The 22,552-nt window shown below is 41.0% G+C and carries 23 protein-coding genes and 1 other RNA gene; 11 read left to right on the top strand and 13 right to left on the bottom strand.

All coding sequences use genetic code 11. The features are described 5' to 3' along the window. The first annotated feature begins 343 nt into the window (after positions 1-343). From CAPGI0001_RS02340 to CAPGI0001_RS02315, 6 genes are all read left to right on the top strand, one after another. The gene (locus CAPGI0001_RS02340; RefSeq protein ID WP_002666185.1) at positions 344-1,306 is read left to right on the top strand and encodes an alpha/beta fold hydrolase; all 963 of its coding nucleotides are present in this window, start codon (positions 344-346) and stop codon (positions 1,304-1,306) included. Positions 1,307-1,351: 45 nt separating this feature from the next. Continuing rightward, a complete protein-coding gene (gene lolA2, locus CAPGI0001_RS02335; RefSeq protein ID WP_002666178.1) occupies positions 1,352-1,969 on the top strand; it encodes a flexirubin biosynthesis/transport protein LolA2 in 618 nt (205 codons plus the stop codon). Beyond that, a complete protein-coding gene (gene lolB2 / locus CAPGI0001_RS02330) occupies positions 1,947-2,549 on the top strand; it encodes a flexirubin biosynthesis protein LolB2 (protein ID WP_002666377.1) in 603 nt (200 codons plus the stop codon). Before lolA2 ends, lolB2 begins: the two co-directional genes overlap by 23 nt. 16 nt (positions 2,550-2,565) lie before the next feature. Beyond that, positions 2,566-2,931, top strand: a complete 366-nt coding sequence (locus CAPGI0001_RS02325) for an ApeI family dehydratase (protein ID WP_002666274.1) — start codon at positions 2,566-2,568, stop codon at positions 2,929-2,931. A gap of 120 nt (positions 2,932-3,051) precedes the next feature. Continuing rightward, positions 3,052-3,360, top strand: a complete 309-nt coding sequence (locus tag CAPGI0001_RS02320) for a hypothetical protein (RefSeq protein WP_002666254.1) — start codon at positions 3,052-3,054, stop codon at positions 3,358-3,360. A 206-nt stretch (positions 3,361-3,566) separates the two neighbouring features. After that, positions 3,567-4,697, top strand: a complete 1,131-nt coding sequence (locus CAPGI0001_RS02315; protein WP_040359417.1) for a hypothetical protein — start codon at positions 3,567-3,569, stop codon at positions 4,695-4,697. A 60-nt stretch (positions 4,698-4,757) separates the two neighbouring features. On the opposite strand, the gene ettA is transcribed toward CAPGI0001_RS02315, so the two are convergent. Continuing rightward, positions 4,758-6,449: an energy-dependent translational throttle protein EttA gene (gene ettA / locus CAPGI0001_RS02310; protein WP_002666318.1), complete on the bottom strand. Its 1,692-nt coding sequence runs from the start codon at positions 6,447-6,449 to the stop codon at positions 4,758-4,760. A 434-nt stretch (positions 6,450-6,883) separates the two neighbouring features. On the opposite strand from ettA, the gene CAPGI0001_RS02305 reads away from it, so the two are divergent. The 3 genes from CAPGI0001_RS02305 (at position 6,884) to CAPGI0001_RS02295 (ending at position 9,724) form a co-directional block, all read left to right on the top strand. Further along, positions 6,884-7,288, top strand: coding sequence for a hypothetical protein (locus CAPGI0001_RS02305; RefSeq protein ID WP_002666180.1), 405 nt, complete (start codon positions 6,884-6,886; stop codon positions 7,286-7,288). 54 nt (positions 7,289-7,342) lie between these two features. After that, a complete protein-coding gene (locus CAPGI0001_RS02300; RefSeq protein WP_248601287.1) occupies positions 7,343-8,491 on the top strand; it encodes a hypothetical protein in 1,149 nt (382 codons plus the stop codon). A 189-nt stretch (positions 8,492-8,680) separates the two neighbouring features. After that, complete coding sequence (locus CAPGI0001_RS02295) at positions 8,681-9,724, top strand: endonuclease/exonuclease/phosphatase family protein (RefSeq protein WP_002666239.1); 1,044 nt, start codon at positions 8,681-8,683, stop codon at positions 9,722-9,724. Positions 9,725-9,762: 38 nt separating this feature from the next. Here the strand turns inward: CAPGI0001_RS02295 and CAPGI0001_RS02290 are convergent, their stop codons facing one another. Continuing rightward, entirely contained in the window at positions 9,763-10,182 is a 420-nt protein-coding gene (locus CAPGI0001_RS02290; protein ID WP_002666249.1) for a nucleoside-diphosphate kinase, read from the bottom strand. A 149-nt stretch (positions 10,183-10,331) separates the two neighbouring features. Between CAPGI0001_RS02290 and ffs the strand changes: the two genes are divergently transcribed. Together ffs and CAPGI0001_RS02285 are read left to right on the top strand one after the other, a co-directional pair. Beyond that, an RNA gene (gene ffs, locus CAPGI0001_RS12705) (signal recognition particle sRNA small type) lies at positions 10,332-10,430 on the top strand. Between the two features lie 53 nt (positions 10,431-10,483). Continuing rightward, positions 10,484-12,616, top strand: a complete 2,133-nt coding sequence (locus CAPGI0001_RS02285; protein WP_002666291.1) for a suppressor of fused domain protein — start codon at positions 10,484-10,486, stop codon at positions 12,614-12,616. A 77-nt stretch (positions 12,617-12,693) separates the two neighbouring features. Here CAPGI0001_RS02285 and CAPGI0001_RS02280 read toward each other — a convergent pair whose 3' ends face one another. The 11 genes from CAPGI0001_RS02280 to CAPGI0001_RS02230 form a co-directional block, all read right to left on the bottom strand. Then, positions 12,694-13,626: a malate dehydrogenase gene (locus tag CAPGI0001_RS02280; RefSeq protein ID WP_002666278.1), complete on the bottom strand. Its 933-nt coding sequence runs from the start codon at positions 13,624-13,626 to the stop codon at positions 12,694-12,696. A gap of 162 nt (positions 13,627-13,788) precedes the next feature. Next, the gene (locus tag CAPGI0001_RS02275; RefSeq protein WP_002666316.1) at positions 13,789-15,144 is read right to left on the bottom strand and encodes a peptidylprolyl isomerase; all 1,356 of its coding nucleotides are present in this window, start codon (positions 15,142-15,144) and stop codon (positions 13,789-13,791) included. Then, positions 15,131-15,985, bottom strand: coding sequence for a hypothetical protein (locus tag CAPGI0001_RS02270; RefSeq protein ID WP_040359390.1), 855 nt, complete (start codon positions 15,983-15,985; stop codon positions 15,131-15,133). Before CAPGI0001_RS02270 ends, CAPGI0001_RS02275 begins: the two co-directional genes overlap by 14 nt. An 88-nt stretch (positions 15,986-16,073) precedes the next feature. Next, complete coding sequence (locus tag CAPGI0001_RS02265) at positions 16,074-16,595, bottom strand: CvpA family protein (RefSeq protein WP_002666346.1); 522 nt, start codon at positions 16,593-16,595, stop codon at positions 16,074-16,076. 41 nt (positions 16,596-16,636) lie between these two features. Next, positions 16,637-16,858: a DUF2795 domain-containing protein gene (locus CAPGI0001_RS02260; protein WP_002666276.1), complete on the bottom strand. Its 222-nt coding sequence runs from the start codon at positions 16,856-16,858 to the stop codon at positions 16,637-16,639. Positions 16,859-17,002: 144 nt separating this feature from the next. Further along, the gene (locus tag CAPGI0001_RS02255; protein WP_002666261.1) at positions 17,003-17,515 is read right to left on the bottom strand and encodes an STM3941 family protein; all 513 of its coding nucleotides are present in this window, start codon (positions 17,513-17,515) and stop codon (positions 17,003-17,005) included. A gap of 201 nt (positions 17,516-17,716) precedes the next feature. Then, complete coding sequence (locus CAPGI0001_RS02250) at positions 17,717-18,316, bottom strand: NUDIX hydrolase (RefSeq protein ID WP_002666322.1); 600 nt, start codon at positions 18,314-18,316, stop codon at positions 17,717-17,719. A 16-nt stretch (positions 18,317-18,332) separates the two neighbouring features. Then, complete coding sequence (locus tag CAPGI0001_RS02245) at positions 18,333-20,966, bottom strand: WD40/YVTN/BNR-like repeat-containing protein (RefSeq protein WP_002666312.1); 2,634 nt, start codon at positions 20,964-20,966, stop codon at positions 18,333-18,335. A gap of 28 nt (positions 20,967-20,994) precedes the next feature. Next, entirely contained in the window at positions 20,995-21,732 is a 738-nt protein-coding gene (gene kdsB, locus CAPGI0001_RS02240) for a 3-deoxy-manno-octulosonate cytidylyltransferase (RefSeq protein WP_040359386.1), read from the bottom strand. A gap of 12 nt (positions 21,733-21,744) precedes the next feature. Continuing rightward, positions 21,745-22,077 carry an iron-sulfur cluster assembly protein gene (locus CAPGI0001_RS02235; RefSeq protein ID WP_002666192.1) on the bottom strand — a complete coding sequence of 111 codons (333 nt, stop codon included), beginning with the start codon at positions 22,075-22,077 and terminating at the stop codon, positions 21,745-21,747. Between the two features lie 3 nt (positions 22,078-22,080). After that, complete coding sequence (locus tag CAPGI0001_RS02230; protein ID WP_002666203.1) at positions 22,081-22,503, bottom strand: SufE family protein; 423 nt, start codon at positions 22,501-22,503, stop codon at positions 22,081-22,083. Positions 22,504-22,552 lie beyond the last annotated feature (49 nt).

Below are 22,552 nucleotides of genomic sequence, written 5' to 3'. Positions count from 1 at the left end.
TATTGTCCCCCTATAATAAAATGTTTTATACAAGGCAAAGGTACTATTTTATTTTAAGATGACAAAGTGTTGGGAGCACTGAAAAATTATGTATATTTGCCGATTGGAAAAGTAAAATCTCACGCAAGGTAGAATATCTTATCAGAGAAGAAGGGGAGAGAAAACAATGGAGGAGAAAAGAGAAATTACTTACTATTGAGGTTCTTACAATCGGTAGTATATTATTTTTTATTTTGGTTATAAAACTATAAAAATTTGTTTATCTCCTTATAAAAACCTAATTTTGCACTCAAATATAAAAAGAAGTATAATATACTTTAGTGAGATATAGAAAAATAAAACTATGGATGAGCTCAAATATATAGAAATCAATAACTTTACTACACTTTCAGGGAAAGTGTACCCTAAGATAAAGCTTACTTATCAGCTTTTTGGGCAACCCTTGGGAGAGGCTCCTGTGATTGTGGTCAATCATGCACTAACGGGCAACTCACAGGTGATTGGTAAGGAGGGGTGGTGGAACCAAACCGTAGGGGAGGGGCAACCCTTTAATACACTGACTCATACGGTGATCTGTTTCAATATCCCAGGGAATGGCTATCGCAAGGGGGAACTCCTTACGGACTACAAGGCATGGACAGCCCGCGATGTAGCGCGTATCTTCCTTTTAGGTTTGGAACTATTGGGAGTGGAGCATGTGGATATTCTTTCGGGGAGCTCCTTAGGCGGGGGTATTGCTTGGGAGATGTTGGCACTTGCCCCCCAATATGTTACCCACTTTTTCGCTGTGGCTACCGACTGGAAGACTACCGACTGGGTTATCGCCAACTGCCTGATCCAAGAACGCCTTTTGGAAGGGAACAATCCCCTACATGATGCTCGTATGCACGCTATGCTTTGTTACCGTACTCCAGCTTCGCTCAAGGAAAAGTTCGACCGCAGTATCAATATAGAGCGCAACCTCTTCAATACTGAGACATGGCTACTCCATCATGGGGAAAAACTCCAAAACCGCTTTACACTGGAGGCTTATAAGCTTATGAATCAGTTGGTTAAAACTATTGATATTTGCAAGGACAGAGGGGGATTTGCTCAGGTTATGGCACCTATTACCACTCAAATACACATTATAGCTACCGATACCGATTTGTACTTTGTCCCAGAGGAAAACCGATTGACCTATGAGGCACTAAAGCAAATGGGCAAGAAGACCACCTATCATGAGATTCACTCCATACATGGGCATGATGCTTTCCTGATTGAGTTTGACCAATTGGATGCTTTTATTCGTCCTTGTCTTAGCTAAACTTATGGCATAGTTATTGTAAGGGACTTACTAAAGAATTGATTTATGAGAGAAATATACATACTACTGAGCCTGTTATGTACCACTCTGCTCTGGGGACAACAACCTCTAACACAAGTGCAAGCAAATGCTTTCAAAGAGAAAGTAGTGCAGAAGAATAAGGCTATCAAAACAATGCAGGCTTCTTTTGTTCAGAAGAAACATCTGGAGTTTATGTCCAAGGATATGGAAACCAAGGGAGAAATGGCCTTTTCCAAGCCAGACAAGCTCAATTGGAGCTATACCACCCCCTATAGCTATCGTATTGTATTCCAAGGAGATAATATCAAAGTAGACGATGCAGGGAAGGTGTCCCAGATGAAGGCCGATAATAAAGTTTTTAAAAAGATTAATCAGTTGATTACTCGTTCGGTAAGTGGAGATATGTTCGACCAAAAAGAGTTTGCTGTTACTTTTTTCACTTCAGGGAAAGAAACCTTGACAAAACTTTTGCCCAAGGATAAGACCTTGCTCAAGTATATCAAGGAGATACATTTGTTTTTCTCTCCTGACGCAACTGTAGGGCGTGTCAAGCTTATAGAACCCACTGATGACTATACCGAGATTACCTTTACCCACCAACAATTCAATACTCCTATTGATGAAGCGACTTTTAAGCTATAGTATCTTCCTCTTATTACTCAGTTGTGGAGCCTCTTTTTCTTTGCCAGAGGGCTATCAAAAGGAAAGAGCAGGGGAGAAGATAACCCATCCTTATTTTGGTATAGGAGAGCACCAGCTAAGAGCCACGATTGAGGCTTATGGACATAGTTTCAATGGAGTGTTGGCGATAAAAACGGTTACCGATAGCTATAGAATCGCCTTGATTACCGATTTTGGCAATACACTTTTCCAGTTCTACTATAGAAGAGGGGAAGGTTGGCGGGTGGAATATATAACTGAAGCCTTGGATAGGAAACCACTCATCAGACTGCTTCAGCGAGACTTCGAGGATTTGTTACAAGCAGATAGGTACGCAGATAAGTATACCCATAATCAAGAGGTCGCTTATGTGGCAACAGAAGGAAAAAGAAAGGTGTATCTATTTGAAAATCAAGATAAAAAAATATACAAACAGGAGAATATAAAAGGCTCAAAACACTATACCACTTTTGCAGCTAACTATAAGGCAGCAGGAGAACTCTCACAGATAGTCATAGAGCATCACACTGTGCCAGTAAAAATTACCTTGGACGTATTGTAATGAAAATAAATAAATTATGTTAGAAAACTTTTATACACTTAATCAAATAGAGTCACAAGGAGAGGGAAAATACCTTTGCCGTATTACCCTCAATGCTGCTCATCCGATTTTTGCAGGGCATTTTCCGGACAATCCTGTAACCCCTGGAGTGTGTATGTTGCAGATTATCAAGAATATTACAGAAAAAATTACTCAAAAGAAACTATTTCTGAGCAAGACCTCACAGGTGAAGTTCATGACCCTAATCAATCCTAACACAGCAGGAGAGCTCACCCTACAGTTGGAACTTGCTGAGCATCCCGATACGATAGTCGTTAAGAATACTACCTCCTTTGGCGATACTGTAGCCCTGAAACTCACCAATACCTATAAGCTATGCTAAGAGTTTTTTGTTTTTTTCCTAAGTACCTTTTGTATACAAGCCCAATCCATAGAGGAGATACGCAAGGCATATACAACTGCCTCAGAAAGTAAGGAGCAGAAGGAGCGATTCTACCAGCTTATGCAAGGGGCTGCCATCGATACTTCTGTCAAGGAAGCCTACAAGGGAGCTTCTCTGATGATCTATTCCAAACAATCAGGAAAACTCCGCACGATGCTCAAGGAAGGAAAGGCGCTGATAGAGGGAGCTATAGGGAAAGAACCTCAGAATATAGAGCTACGCATGATACGCCTAAGCGTGCAGGAGCATTTGCCTAAAATAGTCCCCTATCGTGCTAATATAGAGGAAGATAGAAAATTTATCCAAGATCACCTTGCCCAACAACCACAACCCCTGAAGAAATATATAGAAAACTATATTAATGATTAATGATCAATGATTAATGATGTTGATTTTTAATAAGATAGGTAGGGGGCGAAAAAGATGATCTATAGCAGAGAATATAAATTATGAATAAGTGAAAATATAAAAACCTTTACATAATGTGGAAAAGTTTTTATATTTTTATATTTTTATTTTTTGTATATTTGCGCCATAAAATAGTTTTTAATCAAAAATTTTATATTATTAGACAAATGAAAGTATTTTTAACAGCTTTATGTTGCTGTGCTTCTTTCTTTACTTTTGCACAGCCCAAGTTGGAAGAGACTTGGAAGGACTCTCACCTGAATGAAACCCTCGAGACTCCACTGGGTTTTCTTAGAAAAGAAAAAACTACTGTAGAGAAAGTAGATTATTTTCTTGGGGTGGATAAGAGCAATAAAATCAAGTATATAGAGACAAGTAGTCCTGCTTTCAAGGTAAGTAATTACAACCTTAATACCAAGCTATTTGGTTTTAAGAACTATACTTATACCCGCTATTTCGAAGGGTGGGGGTACTACCTAAGAATCAATGCTTCTTGGTGTGCTTTCTTTGGAAAAGCAAAACCTACTAAGGATACCCGCCCTGTCTTCTTTTTCAACTATAACTTTGGGGCAGCAGAAGGGAAACCTATTTTTGATGCCAACTACGAAGAAGTATTAGCAGCACAGCAAAAAGCAGAGAAGGAAAAAGCAGAGAAAAAAGCCAAGGAAAAGGAGCAGCAAGCACAGAAAAAAGCTGAATATGAGAAGGAAGCTGCTCGCTTAGCCAAAGAAAAAGCTGAGAAAGAAAAGGCGGAACTTGAGCGTAAGCAAGCTATACAGAAGGAAGTAGAAAAGAAAAAGGCTGAGGAGGAAGCCAAGAAGAAAGCAGAAGATGAGGCCAAGCAGCAGTACGCACGTGAAGTAGCTGCCTACAATGCCCAAAAAGAGGCAGAGAAAAAAGCGAAGGAAGAGGAGAAAAAACGTAAATCGGAAGAGTTTCGTACAGGACAAAGAGTAGTTAATACTGAATTGGCTCAAGCAGGAAGTACTGCTACAACTTCCTCGACAGAAGCACTCCAAGGAGGAGAAAAATACTTGGATGAAACCCTCAAGGCGAAACTAAAGAAATCACTCCGTGATTATCAAGCATATATAAACAAGAATCAAAAACGAACAGAGGCTTACCCTTTGGTATTGGTCAATTACAAAGATGTAATGGAATATTCGCAAAGCGAGCTTTCGAAAATTACGAAAGTCAATTCCACTACAGTATTCAAGAAAGGTGCCAAACGTACAGAAGATTTCAAAGAAAAAGGACTTAACGGGGTGGTAATCATCAAGGTAGAGTTTTCAAAATAATATTAGTTTGTTCATTTGTTAAAAAAAGGACATTGCCTCTGTGGCAATGTCCTTGTCTTTTTATCGGACTAACTTTTTGTACTTGATACGGGTAGGAGTGACCTCCTTGCCTAAGCGTTTTTTCTTGTTTTCTTCGTATTCGGAGAAACTTCCCTCGAAGAAATACACTTGAGAGTCACCCTCAAAAGCCAAGATATGAGTACAGATACGGTCTAAGAACCAACGGTCGTGCGAGATCACCACAGCACATCCGGCAAAGTTCTCCAATCCCTCTTCGAGGGCGCGTAGGGTATTGACATCCAGATCGTTGGTAGGCTCATCTAAGAGTAGTACGTTTCCTTCTTCCTTGAGCGTCATAGCCAGATGGAGGCGGTTGCGCTCCCCTCCGGAAAGTGTAGCCACTTTCTTGTTTTGGTCACTACCCGAGAAGTTAAAGCGGCTCAGGTAAGCACGAGAGTTCACCTGTCGCCCTCCCATAAGGATTAAGTCCTGTCCATCAGAAAAATTCTCCCAGATGCTTTTTTCAGGATCTATATTCTTATGAGTCTGGTCTACATAAGCGATTTTTACGGTATCCCCTACGAGGAATTCTCCACTGTCGGGTTTTTCTTCGCCCATGATCATACGGAAGATGGTGGACTTCCCTGCTCCATTAGGACCTATTACCCCTACGATTCCTGCCTGAGGAAGTACAAAGTTCAGGTCGTCGTACAAGAGCTTATCTGCGAAAGCCTTGCTTACATGGCGAGCTTCTATCACATTGGTACCCAAGCGAGGTCCATTAGGGATATATATTTCGAGCTTTTCTTCCAATTGTTTTTGGTCTTCGCTGAGCAGGCGGTCATAGTTCTGCAAGCGGGCTTTCTGCTTGGCTTGTCGTCCCTTAGCCCCTTGTCGCACCCATTCAAGCTCCCTTTCGAGTACCTTTTGGCGCTTGCTTTCTGCCTTTTGTTCTTGGGCAAGGCGTTTTGCCTTTTGGTCGAGCCAAGAGGAGTAATTACCTTTCCAAGGAATCCCTTCCCCACGGTCAAGCTCCAAGATCCAGCCAGCGACATTGTCCAAGAAATAACGGTCGTGAGTTACAGCGATCACCGTACCTGCATATTGTTGTAGGTGTTGTTCGAGCCATAGAACAGACTCAGCATCGAGGTGGTTGGTAGGCTCATCCAAAAGCAATACGTCAGGTTGTTGTAAGAGCAGGCGGCAGAGGGCTACACGACGGCGTTCGCCCCCTGAGAGTACCTTGATAGGGGTATCAGGATCAGGGGTGCGGAGTGCATCCATAGCCACTTCCAGTTGGTTGTCTATCTCCCAAGCATTCAGGGCATCTATCTTGTCCTGTAGTTCCGCCTGTTTGTCCATGAGTTTTTGCATCTTGTCCGGATCGGAGTAGTTCTCCTCCAGGCCAAAGAGATCATTGATATGGTTGAACTCCTCCAAGAGCTTCATTGTCTCGGCCACTCCCTCGCGCACTACCTCAATGACGGTTTTCTCTTCGTCCAACTTCGGTTCTTGCTCTAAGTAACCCACCGTATAGCCAGGGGCGAAGACCACTTCTCCCTGATAGTTTTTGTCAACTCCGGCGATAATTTTTAATAGGGACGACTTACCCGCCCCATTAAGCCCCAGAATACCAATCTTAGCCCCATAGAAGAAACTCAGGTAGATATCCTTGAGCACCTGTTTGTTTGTCGATGAATAGGTTTTGCTAACCTTATTCATGGAAAAGATGATTTTTTTATCGTCTGCCATAATAAAGTGAAAAATTAGGTGCAAATATACGAATTATTTTGTATATTTGTCGGCAAAAATAGGATTCAAGCTTCTCCAGAGAGTGGCGGACGTATAATGGTAGGGGAGTTCTTGAAAGACTGATTTGGTAATAAAAAAACGGCTAAGTATCTTAATTGTTTAGCCCCAGGAGGAAAAATGATTGTTAATTTTATTTTTTATCCATTTGAAAGAAAAAAATACGATATAAATATAACAATACCTTTCAAAAAAGGTATTTATGAGATTAAAAATCCAGATAACCCACAAATAATAGAGAAAATAGATGATAATTAATTTTTTACAGATAGAAATATCATAACCCCACCCCCCTTAGATGGTTATTTTAACCTCAGTTCGATGTAACAAATCACTGACTTACAATTATATTTGCATCACAATAAATCTAGTTATTTATGAGATACCTAATTATTTTCTTATCATTCTTATTTTTTTATTCCAATGCTCAGCCCTTACCTTCTATAATTATAGTTGATAGTATTTCTTTTTCAAAAAAACCTCTATTTGTAAAAAAGATAAAGGCTAATAATATAAAAACAACGATTTATTTTTTGTCTTTGTCTATGAAAAAAACAATGCCTATAGCAATAAGCAATAATGGTAAAAATATTTTTATTTATAAGAAAGATACTATGAGTATCATCCTAAGTTTAGAAGAAAGAAAACAAATCCTCATTCAAAACCTACATTTTCAAAAAGGAGAATATACAATAAATTTGAAAGATTGTAATTTTCAGAGTGATTACTATATAAAAAATTTTCCTTGTGATTGTTTAAATTATAGAAGAGAAGAAGAATAAAAAAGTATTGCTTTTTTGTTTTTATTCCTATATTTGCAGAAAAAACCTATTCTTATGAAAAAGATATTATTATTTTTACTCTTAGCGATATTCCTAACTTCTTGTTTCTTTAAAACTAAAGATAATAAAGAAAACAAAGAACCCCAAGAAACCAAAGAAGTCAAAGAAACTAAGGATGATAATATGAAATGGACTGCCAAATACAACTTTATGGATTTGTACAAAAAGAGAAACCATGGATTCAATCCAGGTTCGGACAAGGAATTGAGTTTGGTGTTTTCCCCTATGGAGAATGTCATTATCTTGGGAGCTCAAAAGGACACTCCTAATTTTGACCCTACAGCAACAGAAAAGCAAGCGGTACTCTATATCTCTACGGATAGAGGGCAATCCTACAAGGAACTCATTCTTGAAGGAAATGATGTCTATGATATGGTAGCCTATACAAAAGATTATAGCATTATAAAGACTTCTGGGGATAAAAATAAATATGTATATCTCCTTAATCATACAACTTTTCAGTTCAAAAAAATAGATATTTACCATAGAGGGGATGAAACTTATTATAGTGATTTTGATGGTCGATTTCTCAAATGTGAAAAGAATGAAATTCGTTTTTTAGCAGATGTATTAAGTAAAGACTCTGTAAAGTTATATGAGATACCTAAAAAACTCACTGCTTATCAGTATTATCCTATTCATCAGAATGGAGATATTCTATATTACAATAAAATTTTAGAGCTTCGTACTTACAACGTAATTACAGGAGAAGACAAACTCTTTAATCAGCTTAAACATAAATATAATTATTTCTTTCCTGAAAATTCGTCTGATTACAATACCCCTCTTTCCTTGCAAAATGCAAAAAATGAGAATGATGAGGAAACATACGAATTGATGATTTACGATCTCAAGGAAAACTTTGTCCGTAAGATAACCAAAGAAAATCGTGAAAAGCACTATTACTATAAGGACTTTATCTGTGATTATACAAAGCTTCACACACATACTGAATTGCGTTTTTCTTTTGACAAAGGGAAAACGTGGAAAACCCATAAAATTCCTATGGTAGGTTTGTTTGGTTTTAATAAGAATGTAGGTTTCTTTGAGGACAAATATATTGTTTTTGAGGGTATTTTCTTTCGTGGAGATTCTCCAGAGAGTGGCGGTCGTATAATGGTAGGGGAGTTCTTGAAAGACTGATTTGACTAATAAAAACTACTAAGCATCTTAATTGTTTAGCCCCTGATGGTACATTTCTTGCAGCTCGTGCCGACTACTAAGTAGAGCCTCTGGCTTTCTAAGGGAGCTGTAAGCAAACGAGGTATTAAAACAGCAGTATTGTTTTAATATTTCAAGAAAAAAACGTATCTTTGCACAAAAGTAACTCACATGAGAAAAATCTATTTACCATTTACTATTTTATTGATTTTGAATAGCTTATTATTGCAAGCGCAAAACAAAACGTACAAGATACGTACGGTGGCTTTCTACAATGTAGAAAATCTCTTTGATACGATCAATGATCCTAAGAAGTTTGACGATGATCGTACCCCTACGGGTAAAGACCATTGGACCAGTAAGCACTACTATGATCATGTGAACAAGCTCGGCCAGACTATCGCTAAGATAGGTAAGGATGTGACTGGGCAAGCGCCTGACTTTGTAGGGCTTGCTGAGGTAGAAAACCGAGAAGTAGTTGAGGATTTGGTCAATTCCGAAGCTCTCAAGGACAACTATTATGGCATTGTACATTACAATTCGCCTGATGCCCGAGGGATAGATGTGGCTTTTATCTACAAACAAAGTGTATTCAAGCCTACAAAAACCTCCAAACACTTTTTGGATATAAAAGATGCAGCCGGTAAGCGTCGCTATACTCGTGATCAGATACTCATTTCTGGAGAGATGGATGGGGAGGAAGTGCACTTTATCGTCAATCACTGGCCTTCGCGCTCAGGAGGGGAAGCCGCTTCGCGCCCCTTGAGAGAGGCTGCTGCCGCACTGAACAAGAGGATTTTCGATTCGCTAACGGCTATAAATCCTATGGCAAAGGTAATCAGCATGGGCGACTTCAATGACGATCCGACCAACTCCGGATTCAAAAAGATTCTCAAGACCAAAGCCGATAAGAAGAAAGTACAACAAGGGGACTTGTATAACCCTATGGAGAATATGTACAAAAAGGGAATAGGTACCTTAGCTTATCGCGATAGCTGGAGCCTGTTTGACCAGTTTGTTCTCACCTATGGCTATTTGGCTAAAGAAGCAGAAGGTTATAAATATTGGAAAGCAGGAGTATTCAATAGTCCAGAGCTGGCCAATCCTTCTGGTAAGTATGCGGGCTATCCTTACCGTAGCTATGCCAACGGAAGCTATACAGGTGGGTACTCAGACCACTTTCCTGTATATCTGTACCTGATAAAAGAATTTTAGTAGACAGTGGTCAGTCATCATAGACTGACCACTGAAACTTAATAAACCTCACGCCCAGAGAAGAAAAATCCTATTTCTCTTTGGGCGTTTTCGTTGGAGTCAGAGCCATGAATGGCGTTTTCTCCTACACTCTCCCCATATTTGGCACGAATAGTTCCCTCTGCCGCCTTGGCTGGATCTGTAGCTCCGATAAATTCACGGAAAGCTTCTACTGCATTCTCCTTTTCCAAAGCAATGGCTACAATAGGGCTACGCGACATGAAAGCCACCAACTCAGCAAAGAAAGGACGTTCCTTGTGGATTTCGTAAAACTTCTCCGCTTCCCTTTGGCTGAGCCATACATACTTAAGGGCTATAATTCGGTAGCCACCCTTGATGATTTGGTCAATAATAGCCCCAGTATGCCCTTTTTCTACGGCATTGGGCTTAATCATGGTAAAAGTTTGATTGGTTGTCATAAAAACATTTTTTAATTAAACAATTGATTTTTAATACTTTATAAGTATATAAAAAAGATAAAATAGATTCAGAGAAAAAATTTGCGTAAAAGTACAAAAAAATATTGGAATAAGGTTGCAGATTATTATTTTTTTTGTACCTTTGCACTCGGCAAGTCTTACACGACCAGCTCCCTTAGAATCCTCCAGGGTGGGAACGCAGCAAAGGTATAAGGTTGTAGCGGTGCGATGTAGGTAGCTTGCCATTTTTTGTTTAGTAATGTTAGAAAATAATTTATAATCTACTTAAAATCAATAAATTATGACAGAGCAACAGATCTTAAAAAAAATTGATAAGTGGAATGAGGATGACCATATCCAAGCCATTGTTGATTTTATTGAAAATCTTCCACACGAGAGCAAAACCACCGAAGTACTTAGTGAATTAGGCCGAGCTTACAACAACCTCTATTGGTTGGATTCCAATAAAGAGAATGAGAAATATCTACAACGTGCGGTAGAAGTATTTAAGTACCTTGAGCCAGAAATTGGAGATACTGAGAGCTGGAACTATCGTATAGGCTATTCTTACTTCTATCTTAATGATATGGAGAACGCTAAGAAGCACTTACTTAAAGCAACTTCCCTTTCAGGTACACAAGAACTATTGGACTATCTTTCCATAGCCGAAGAGAAAGGAATTACTCTATTGGATGCTGTAGCAGGAGGTAGAGGAGGGGTAGAATATATCTTGGAGAACTACAAAAGAGCCATAGCACAGTATGCTCCCCAGATGACAGATCGCTTAGGAGCTCCCGCTACCGAACAGAAGATAGAAGCGCTCGAGAAGCGCTTAGGCTTTGCCCTATCTGAGGAGTTCAAGCAACTTCACAGAACCTTTGATGGACAGACAGGCGCGCCTTTCTATAGTGCAGGACAGCGCTTCGTGTCCTTGGACGAGATAGAAGCCTATCAGGATGAAATGGAACAATACTTAGAGGCTCATTATGGTAAGAATTGGCAAAAAGTACGTATTCCAGAAGATGAGTTTGTAGAAGAAGGCTATATAAAGAACCGTCTCTATTCACGCAAATGGGTGCCCTTTATGGTTCAAGAATTAGAAGGAGAGGATGCCCCCAGCTATTTGTGTTTTGACTTTGACCCAGATGAGCAGGAAGGAATCTTCGGGCAGCTCATAGGGGTATCTCCTGCTGAGAAGATAGAAGATTGTGAACTGGACTTTATCTATCCAAATATTTTCCAATGGGCAAATGTTATGATAGAAGGAATGAAAAAAGGTCAATTGGCATACTCAGAGGAAAAAGACGCCTTAGAGTTCCTCTCTCGAGGAAACTTTGAGCCTTCTTACTATAGCGAGGAAGAAAGAGAATCCTTAGAGGAATATATCCAAGAGAATATAGGAGAATTCGACGAGGTACTCCATGAGTTGGTATCTCCAGATATTCATTGTGATATCTATATCGTAAAACCAACTCCTGAGCGTAACTATTATACCTTAGTTACTGGAGGTATGGGCGCTTATGCGATGAATGTTCCTGATGGGTTCAATGGAAGTCCCTATGCTGAGATGTGCATTAACTTGCCGCCTACTTGGAATCTTAAGAGTGAAGAAGAGAAAGATTATTGGCCTATCCGTTGGCTAAAGATTCTCTCTCGCTTGCCTATAGAGCAAGATACCTTTTTGGCTTGGGGACATACAGTACCTACAGGAGAGCCTTTGGAAGGGACTAACTTCACCTGTATGTTGCTCATTGCAGCCGATAATAAGGACGGAGAGGATGCCGTGGCACACTTGGCACCTTCAGGCAAGGAGGTCAACTTCTATAGCATAGTACCTCTATACGAACAAGAGATGCTCTACAAGCTCGAGAATGATAGCGGAGCACTCTTAGAACTCTTCTCAGAGAAGGAAATTCCTTATCCACCTGTGGTAGATGTACATCGCCAGAATGTATGTGAGGGCTATACTCCTACTCAGAATTCCAATCTCTTGGATGAAGTATACTGGGCATTCACCCAAGAAGCCTATCCAGGACTGATGATCTTCTGGGAAGCTGTGAAGACCTACAATTCGGATGTAGAGAATGATTTGGAGGATTTCAATCCTTTTGGAACTATTTTCCGTTCGCCTAAGGTAAAAATCATGTACGAAGCTTGGATAAAGAGCCGAAAAGAACTCTATGACTTTGAGATATTGGCCAATGAGAACCTCTTTGACGAAGAACCTGATGAAAATGGTCTTTATCAAGCGCTTATCGTCGCCGAGCTCTACTCAGGAGATGGAGCTGCCTTTGGAGCTTTGGAACTCTTGTGGTTGATTCACAATACCTTGTCCAACAAAGACTTGGGAGATCACATCTTCTTTGAAGGCTTCGATATAGAAGGATATGAAGAGGATGGAACACCAGTAATATTTATCAATTGTGGCTCTTAGTTAGCTTTTCAAATAGTATGACAAGAGGCTGTACCTGATTTAGGACAGCCTCTTTTTTAGTTGTGATAAAAGGGTTTTTATAGTACGCCCTCAAGGGCTTTGTTTACTTCGCGTACAGCTTGTGTGCTTTCGTTGAATTTAGCTTTTTCAGCCTCATTGAGTTTTACCTCTACGATGCGTTCTACTCCATCACGACCGATGATTACAGGCACCCCTACGCATACATCTTTCTGTCCGTATTCTCCTTCCAGAAGTACAGAACAAGGGAAGAGTTTCTTCTGGTCGCAAGCAATCGCCTGTACTAAGGCGGAAACAGCCGCACCAGGGGCATACCAAGCGGAAGTACCCAAGAGCTTGGTAAGAGTAGCTCCTCCTACTTTGGTATCTTCAGCCACTTGAGAGAGGCGCTCTGCAGAAAGGAATTCGCTTACAGGCACCCCACGATAGCTGGCAAGGCGTGTAAGAGGTAGCATACCGCTATCACTATGAGCCGCGATTACCATACCATCCACATCGGAGATAGGGCTGCCGAGGGCTTCTGCTAAGCGATATTTGAAACGGGCAGAGTCCAAAGCACCACCCATACCGATAATGTGGTTTTTAGGTAGTTTGGTGGCTTTGTGTACCAAATAAGCCATGGTGTCCATAGGGTTGCTCACTACAATGACAATAATGTTAGGAGAGTGTTTTACCAATTGTTCGACTACCGACTTTACAATATTGGCATTGGTACCGATAAGTTCTTCACGAGTCATGCCAGGCTTGCGAGGAATACCAGAGGTGATTACCGCAACATCGCTACCTGCGGTCTTGGAATAGTCATTAGTGACCCCTACGATACGGGTATCGAAGCCATTAAGAGAAGCTGTCTGCATAAGATCCATAGCTTTTCCTTCGGCAAAACCTTCCTTGATGTCGATAAGGACAACTTCGGAAGCGAAATTCTTTAGTGCAATGTATTCTGCACAACTGGCACCGACAGCGCCAGCGCCTACTACAGTTACTTTCATATAAAAAATTTTTTAAAATGTTATTGTATCCGATGTCAAAGGTAAATAAAAAAAATGACATAAACAACCTTTTGATAAACTTTATTTGGAGGGATATTAAAAAAAGACATTCGCTCCTATCGAAGGGGCGAATGTTCTATATAATATATTAGTGAAGAAAGCCTATTTTTTCAACCAATTGTTGGAGAACTTACAGTTTCGGTACTCTCCTTTGACAGAGACGAAAGTCTTTTGGATAGCTCCTTTGATCCACTTTTGTACAGCTTCCAATTGTTTTTCCTTCAGCGCTAAGTCTTTGATTCGTATATAATCATTTACAAAATCAGCGGTATGCTCATTGGTACGATTGGTCACGCGGTATATTTTATACATTTTTCTACCGGTTCTATCTTCGTCCATGATAGGGGTAGAGACCTCATCGTCCTTGAGGGAAGCTACCTGAGAGTAGAGTAGAGGTTCCATACGAGTGAGCTCGAACTTAGTAGAATAGTCCTCGGGATTGAGCAGCTGTCCGCCATCTTCTCTTGTTTCCTTCTCATCTGAGAAATTCTTAGCAGCTTCGGCGAAAGTAAATTCTTTGTTGATGATCTTATCACGGATATCATTGATTTTCTTTTTGGCTTCTTCCAAGGAGTTTTGAGGAATCTGAGGCACCATAAGGATATGGCGTACAGAGACTTCCTTACCACGTATCTTGACTACTTGTAGGATATGCCATCCGAAATCTGTCTTGAAAGGGTCAGATATTTCTCCTTCTTGGAGGGAGAAAGCCACATCCTTGAACTCTTTGGCAAAGCTTGATTTTCTGTTGAAAGTCAGCTCTTTGCCCCCTGTAGCTCTGTCGGCAGAGTAGAGGATAGCCTTGGTGGAGAAGCTTGTTCCATTCTCCAAGACATCTTTTTTGATTTCTTTGAGTTGTTCTATGACCTTATCTATCTCGCTCTGAGGGGCTTTAGGTTCTATAACAATTTGAGCTATTTCCAGTTCTGTGCCGATTGTAGGAAGCTCATCCTTAGGAATCTTGTTGAAGAATTGCTTCACCTCCTCGGGAGTTACCTCGATATTCTCTACAATTTTAGCTTTCATGCGGGAGCTTAGTTCGTTCTGGCGAAGAATCTCGAAGAGCTCGTCACGAAGGGATTGTTCGTCGTCCTTGTGGTAGAAATCTACTACTTTCTTGATGTCGCCCAATTGTTCCACGAGGAAGTCGATACGGCGATTCACCCCGTCGCGAATGTCATTGTCAGAGATTTTGATACTATCCTGAATGGCTTGGCTCACATAGAGCTTGTCCTCCATGAGCTTGCCTAAGAGTTGGCAGCGGGTAACATTCTTGGTATCCACGTTTTGGGATTTGAGTTCCACCAAAGCGCGGTCAATATCTGTTTCCAAGATTAGGTAATCCCCCACGACGGCCGCCACCCCATCTATCTTGTTTTTGGGAGATTGCGCCCATAGAGCAGAGGTGGAGAGTAGGGAAAATAGGAATAATTGGCAAAGGATACTAATTCTGTTCATAGATCTCAAGTTGTTTTTTTTCAATGGCACTATTGATAATCTCTTTTTCTAAAGTGTTGATATATTTGCTTTTGCGTTTGTTTAAAATAATTTGTTTCAAAGTAGGGTAAGCATATTCCATAGGCGCATAGTCGGAGGTCTCCAAGAAATTGTTGATTTTGACCAAATATACCGAAGAAGAATCTCTTTCTTCTATGAGCTGATGGAGATAGCTTTTTTTGAGTTTGTCCTTGAGTAAGGGGAGCTTTTCCTCTACTTCACTGGCTCTGACCCACACAGAATCATTCAGAAAGGAAGAAGTGAAGTGGGGGGCAAGGGAATCTATATAATGCCTATCCTTGGACGAATAGGTACGAAAAGCCGCTGAAAGCTTAGGGCTTATCTCGGTAGAGGATAGCTGGATATACCTGAGCTGTACCAAGTCCTCACTTAGGCGGAAAACCTCTTTGTTAACCTCGTAGAAATCCTCCCTTTCCTTGCGAGAGATGGTGGTATCAATCTGTTGGGAGAGCAAGTCCAAGTAGAACTGAGTGTACAGATCCGTGCGGTATTGACTGACTAAGTGTTCGAATTCTTCTTGTTTTTCTTTGTTGATATTCTCTTCCGCCTTGAGGAAAAGGAGCTTTTTCAGTGCCCAATTATTGATATAGGGGGTTACGATTTGTACACTATCCTCAAGCGTATAATCCTTGGGCAGAAGTTTTTGGATATCCTCCTGATAGAGGTAATAATTACCCACTTTGGCCACAATAGTACGATCCTTCTCGGAGGAGCTTAGCCATTGGCAGCTGCTTACAAGAAGGCCTACAAGGAGAAAAGAGGACATTATTTTCCAGTTCATTTTAACGTTTCTTAACAAGAGGTGTAAAAACAGCGCAAGTTACAGCTATTTCCTGAGAAAAACTAATTAATTAATTTTGTTTTAACTTTCAGAGGGGGGATTTAGGCAAGAAGGACTCAGTGGAAAAGGAGTCCTTGTACTGGAAAATATAGGTGCGTATCCAAGTATTGGTTTTCATAATAGGGTTGTAGAAGAGAGATTCTTCGGTGGTTTTTTTAGGAATCAGCTCCATAGCACCTTCGTTCAGGTACATTAGTGCCGTTCCTACGATAAGAGACCACTTGAGCATACCGAAAACAGCCCCCGCTATACGGTTAAGGAAGCCTAAGGAGACACTCTCTAAAATCTTTGTCAGGAGCTTCCCTGCCAGCCCTACCAAAACAAGGACAATGAGAAAGGTAATGATAAAAGCCAATACCTGCTCGGTCTTGGCAGAAAAAGAAAAAATATCACTGATAAATGGCGCTACCATAGCCGAAAAGTGAATAGCTCCCCATAGAGCTACAAATACAGCAATAAGAGAGGTTACTCCCCAAATAAATCCTTTGAGAAAGCCCTGTACTATACCAAAACCTAAAAAGACGCCTAAAACAATATCTATATTACTCATAATACTAAAAAAGAGATGGGAGCGCCATCTCTTTAAAATTCTTAATATTCATCCTCATTCCAAAGATAATCTTCTTCTGTGGGGTAGTCTGGCCAAATCTCCTCGATAGATTCATATATTTCTCCCTCATCTTCGAGGGCTTCAAGGTTCTCCACTACTTCCATAGGAGCTCCTGTACGGAGGGCATAGTCAATAATCTCTTCCTTGGTAGCTGGCCAAGGGGCATCACTTAAGTAGGAAGCCAGTTCTAATGTCCAATACATACAATTTGAATTTATTAGTAAATATTTGTTTTTCAAATAGGGCACAAAAATATAAAAAAAATGATATTTAAAACATTTTTCTACTATCTTTTTTCTTTTTTTTTCGAATGAGTAATTATCACATTGATTATCAGTCGGTTGTATTTATTTTTTATACTTATTCCAATATTCGATAAGTAGTGCCAAAAGCTCCTTGTGACTGATTTGCATCGTGGAACTTGAGATACTAACCGAGGTACCACACAGGCGGAGGTTCCACTGCATCATTTTCCTTAGAAAAGGGCTCTTTTCCTTGGCGATATAGGCCTGAGGATCCTTGAGCATGATTAGGACAGATTTGCTTCCTCTGACTTCGAAAACCTCGAAACCTGTAATTTCCTGCCAAGGGATAAATAGTTCATTACGGATTCTCAAGTATAAGCCTTCAGGATTGGCTCGAAGTACCCATCGCTTGTTAAGTAGATTCTTGATGGTAAAGAATAAAGCCAATAAGGCAAAAGCAATAGCGGCTATCCCTATGCCCTGAACCAAGAGAGGGCTTCTCTTCCCTGCGGCAATTTCTTCCCCATGAAGCACAAAATAAATGCCTGCTGCCAAAAAGAGCAAAGAGAGAAAAAGCAGGAAAATGTTTTTTTTACGACTGGTGTATATTTCCATGATTTTAGATAATAGTTGTTAGTTGTTAGTTGTCAGTTGTCAGTTGTCAGTTGTCAGTGAGCAGTTGTCAGTGAGCAGAGGTCAGTGAACAGTTAACAGAGGTCAGTGAGCAGAGGTCAGTGAGCAGAGGTCAGTGAACAGAGGTCATTAATCATTAATCATTGATCATTAATCATTAATCATTGAACATTGATCATTAATTTAGTATTCGCCTTTGAACACTTCTTGGATACTGGAGAAAGAGTTCTTCAGTAGCTTTTCTAGTTTTTTAGGCTTCTTCCAAGCGCATACCTCAATGTCTTCTTCCTGTTGGGGAGAGAGGTTTTCAGTGGCATCACTATACATATTGTACCAAGAGGTTTTTTTTAGGCAATATTTTTGATCCTGAACGTATATATGGTAGGTGATAGTCCTCAGTCCTAATAGCTGTAGCGAGGCAAGGGCTGTCTCTTCCTGCACTTCCCTCTGAGCACATTCTTCTATCTGCTCTCCTGCTTCTAATTTCCCTTTGGGTAAGTCCCATTTTCCTTTTCTTTTGATAAAAAGAATACGTCCCTTGGGGTTCCGTACTACTCCACCTCCAGCCTCTATACAAATGAGAGCGGAGGTGAAATAGCTAAAGAAATCTTCCCCCTTGTCTATATAAAAAACGAATTTTCCCGACTTAGCCTTTTCTACTTTTTTTAGAAAATCTTTTACCGAGAGAGTGGTAAGAGAAAAGAGTTTGCCCTTTTTCTTACGCGCCTTTCTAAGGTTGTTGGTAACCCATATTTTTTTATTATCGAAAAAAACTTTATACATAGGGGGTAAATATTTGTTATTCAATCACTAAAGTGCGTTCTTGTTCGAATCCTTCTACCTCAAAAATCAGTTGATAGGTACCCTTAGGGAGATAGCACTTACCATTATCAGCCTTCTTGAAGGTAGTTAGGAGTTTTTTCTCGTAAGCGATACGTCCTTCCTCATTGAAAACCAAGTCAAAAGGAATAAAGTTGAACCCAACTTTGGTTTGATAAGAGAATTTGGATAAGGTGATTTTATTCTTTACTACACTGATTTTTACTTCAGTACCATCCATAGAGGCAAAAGACTCCAAATAAAGGACAGGAACCTTAGGAGCTGCCCAAGGGTTTTCAGCATTGCCCCATTGTGCAGAGTACTTGATGGAGTAGGTATCCTTCAAGGGGTAGAAGAGTTGGTCTTGTACCGCAGCACGTATCTCACGGAGACTGGCGATATTAGCCGTAAAGAATCCATGTCCCTTGGTACCTATATATAACTGATTGTCCTGAGGATTGATCGCAATAGCGCTTACTGAAGTTCGAGGGAGATTCTGCTTGAAGACATGCCATTTTTCTCCCATATCGAAAGATACATAGAGCCCATTCTCGGTACCTAAGTAGAGCACCTGTTCGTTGGAAGGGTCTTCTACAATCACATTGGCAGTTTCCTCAGGGAGATTGGCCTTGAGGTTATCCCAGCTTTTTCCCATGTTGTTACTACGGAAAATCAGTGCTTGATGGTTGCTGTTCTGTAGGATAGCATATACACGCTCCTGTTTGTGCTTGGAGGCCAGCAAACAAGAGACACGATTCTGTGCAGGGAAAGACGAATAAATCATTTGCCAAGAGACCCCGCCATTGTCCGAGGTGTATATCATTCCGTCATCACTTCCGGTATAGAGAAGGCCAAACTGGAAAGGGGATTCACTAATGGCTGAGATAGTGCCATAGGAGAGATTTCCTCCCTTGTCCCCATTGGTCAAATCAGGAGAAATGGCCTTCCATGCCTTCCCTTCGTTGAGGGACTGGAAGAGTACATTGGCACCTGCATATAGGATAGTATTATTCTGAGGGGAAAGAGATAGGGTCGTTTCGATAGGGTAACGCTGTTTGGTTTTCTTGTCATAAGGAAGAACAATTCTGCTTTGTCGCAAAGGTAATATTTCCCCGAAAGGCTGGGCAAGAAAAGACTTGTTCTCAGGAGTAGTAATGAGCTTTCCGTTCTCGCTACTTACCATAAGCCATTGATTGTTAGTATATTTCACTACACCTCCGTTCAGGATATTGGCATATAGAGCACCTTCGCTGGGCTTGCCTATAGTAAGAGAGGTTACATAAGCTGTCTGAGGCATTTCCTGCTTAGCCCAGGTACGTCCTTGGTCGAGAGATTGGAAAGCCCCTTGGCTGGTAACCAAGATAATCTGTTTGCCATCGGCAGAGAGCTGATATACCTTTTGGTTCATAGGGTTGTCCTTGATAAGTGTCCAAGTAATTCCCCCATTGTTGGATTTGAGAAGTGGCACTCCTGAGAGGTATAGTTCGTTCTCCTGTTGAGGATTTACTGCCAGAGCCCCTACTTCATATCCCTTAGTATAGAAAACATTGGTAAGAGGTTTGTTATTTTTCTTCACCCAAGACTTTCCACCGTCATTAGAATAGTAAATCTCAGCTCCTACCACAGCAGGGAGTGCATCGGTGAGTTTAGTCAGTTCATTAGGGGCGATTCCTGCGCGAACCATTTCCTTAAGGCTGTTGGCATTGTACTTATTTTGCAAGAAATGGTTATAGATGTATTGGTTGATTTTTTCGTTCTCCAATTCTAAAAAATCCTTGCTTGATAAGCCCTGAAGGCTGATTTCGTTCAGTGGTTCTTTGACCCTTTCGCGGTTGTCCACCAAGGCATAGAGTGAGGTCGGGCTGAATACCGCCAAGGATATTTTTCCTATGTTTCCCTGAGGGAATCCAGAGCCTGCTGTGGAGATAAGTTCCCAAGAATCCCCAGCATTGGTGCTCTTATAGATACCTGATTTTTTCCCAGAGGGGTTGATATTGTAGGGTGTTTTTTCCATATCCCAAGCCGTCATGTAGAGTGTTTGGTCAGCGGAAGGTACTTTTTTTAGTTCGCTGACACCTACTTGAGCAAAGGTCTGTTTCCAGCTTTTTCCTTTGTCGGAAGTACAGAGTACCCCCGCTATGGAGCCATCCTCTCCCAGAGCATTCAGACAAGCATTGGTAGGGGAGGTAAGGACAATCTGGCGTACATTCATATTGCCAATAGGAGCAGCCGTCACCCAATCTTTAGCATATTCCTTAATGAAAACCCCTTGGTAAGTGGCTACCCATAAGGTACGATTGTCCCAATCCACAGCCATGGCCATGGTCTGCGGAGACATTGTCTCGGAGAAAGTAGGGGTGAAGCTTGCTCCATTGTTGTCACTATACCATACTCCGGACTGAGATAGGGCTACATAGAGCTGATAAGGATCCTTAGGATTGCGTTCTATCTGGATAATCTCTCCCGCCCCTCTTGTAAGAGGAAGCGCTTGGAAAGGGATATTCTTAACCCATGACTTTTGTACATTTTGGGTTCGTATAGCCTCTTGCCTATCTTGAGCATTGGTTATACTCACTATAGAGAGAAGTGCGGTTAAAAATACTATTTTTTTCATATTTTTGAGAATAAATATTTGGTGTTTATTAATAGATATTTTTCCAGTATTTTCGGGCTTTTTCTAAATCTTCAGGGGTATCTATGCCTATATTTTCTACCTCGGAGAGTACCATCTTGATACGTCGGCCATTTTCTAAGTAGCGCAACTGTTCGAGCTTCTCCATCTCCTCCAGGGGGGTGGGGCTTAGGCGATAGAACTCCATAAGGGCATCCTTGCGGAAGGCATACACCCCGATATGTTTTTTGTAAGTGTATTCTCTCTCTGTATCCCGAGCGAAAGGAATCGGGCTACGAGAAAAGTACAAGGCAAAGGACTGACTATCCACCACTACCTTGACATTGTTGGGATTGGCGATTTCTTCGGGATCGGTAAGGGGCATCATCAGAGAAGCCAAGTCGATCTGCTGCTTAGGATCATGGTCAAAGACTTCTAAGAGGGGTTGTAGGCTTTTCTTTTGGATAAAAGGCTCATCCCCTTGTACATTGACAATGATATCGGCAGGGAGGTTTTCCACCGCTTCAGCGATGCGGTTGCTGCCACAATTGTGTTGGATTTGGCTAAGGAATACTTCTCCGCCTATATGCTTGATTTTCTCAGCAATTTCTGGGCTATCGGTGGCCACCCACACTTGGTCAAAGAGGTCAGTACCCACCGTGGCCAGGTATGTCTGCTCAATGACAGAGCGCCCCCCTAAGTCCTCGAGGAGTTTCTTTGGGAAGCGTGTAGCCTGAAGGCGCGCTGGAATGACAGCTATTTTTTTCATAGACATAGTGTTTTACAGAAAACCGAGTTCCAATTTGGCTTCTTCGCTCATCATCTCTTGTCCCCAAGGTGGGTCAAAGGTGAGTTCTACTTCTACTTCATTGATCTCATCAATACTGCCTATTTTCTCATAGACTTCTTGGGGGAGTACTTCTGCTACAGGACAGTTGGGCGAGGTGAGGGTCATCAGGATCTTCACATCGTGATTTTCATTGATAAAAACATCATAGATCAGCCCCAATTCGTATATATCTACAGGGATTTCAGGGTCATAGATGGTATGGAGTACCTCGACGATTTTCTCGCCGATGAGTTCAGTGTCGATAGGTGTTTTTTCTTCAGACATGGATTACTTGTTTTTTAAGGTTATAGCTTTGGCGTAGAGCTTCATCTGCTCTATCATACTCACCAGTCCGTTGGCACGGGTAGGGGAGAGGTGTTCCTTGAGGCCAATTTTGTCAATAAAACTCATATCTGCCGCAAGAATATCCGCTGCTTTCTGATTGGAGAGGGCTTTGATCAAGATAGCGATAATCCCCTTGGTGATGATAGCATCACTATCCGCAGTGAAAGTGATGATATCTCCTTGATTCTCCGCATGGAGCCATACTTGACTTTGGCATCCCTTGATGAGGTATTCATCCGTTTTGTACTGAGGGTCAATCAGTGGGAGGCTTTTGCCCAAATCAATCATATATTCATAGCGATCTTCCCAGTTTTCTAAAAAGGAAAAGTCCTCAATAATAGCGTTTTGTATCTCAGTAATGGTCATTTTTTTTGAGCGCAAAAATACGAAAAAGTTTTTAAAATTTTGAGTTCTT

It is taken from the genome of Capnocytophaga gingivalis ATCC 33624 (assembly GCF_000174755.1).
Lineage (GTDB): Bacteria > Bacteroidota > Bacteroidia > Flavobacteriales > Flavobacteriaceae > Capnocytophaga > Capnocytophaga gingivalis.
This window is presented reverse-complemented; position numbering and strand designations above follow the sequence as displayed.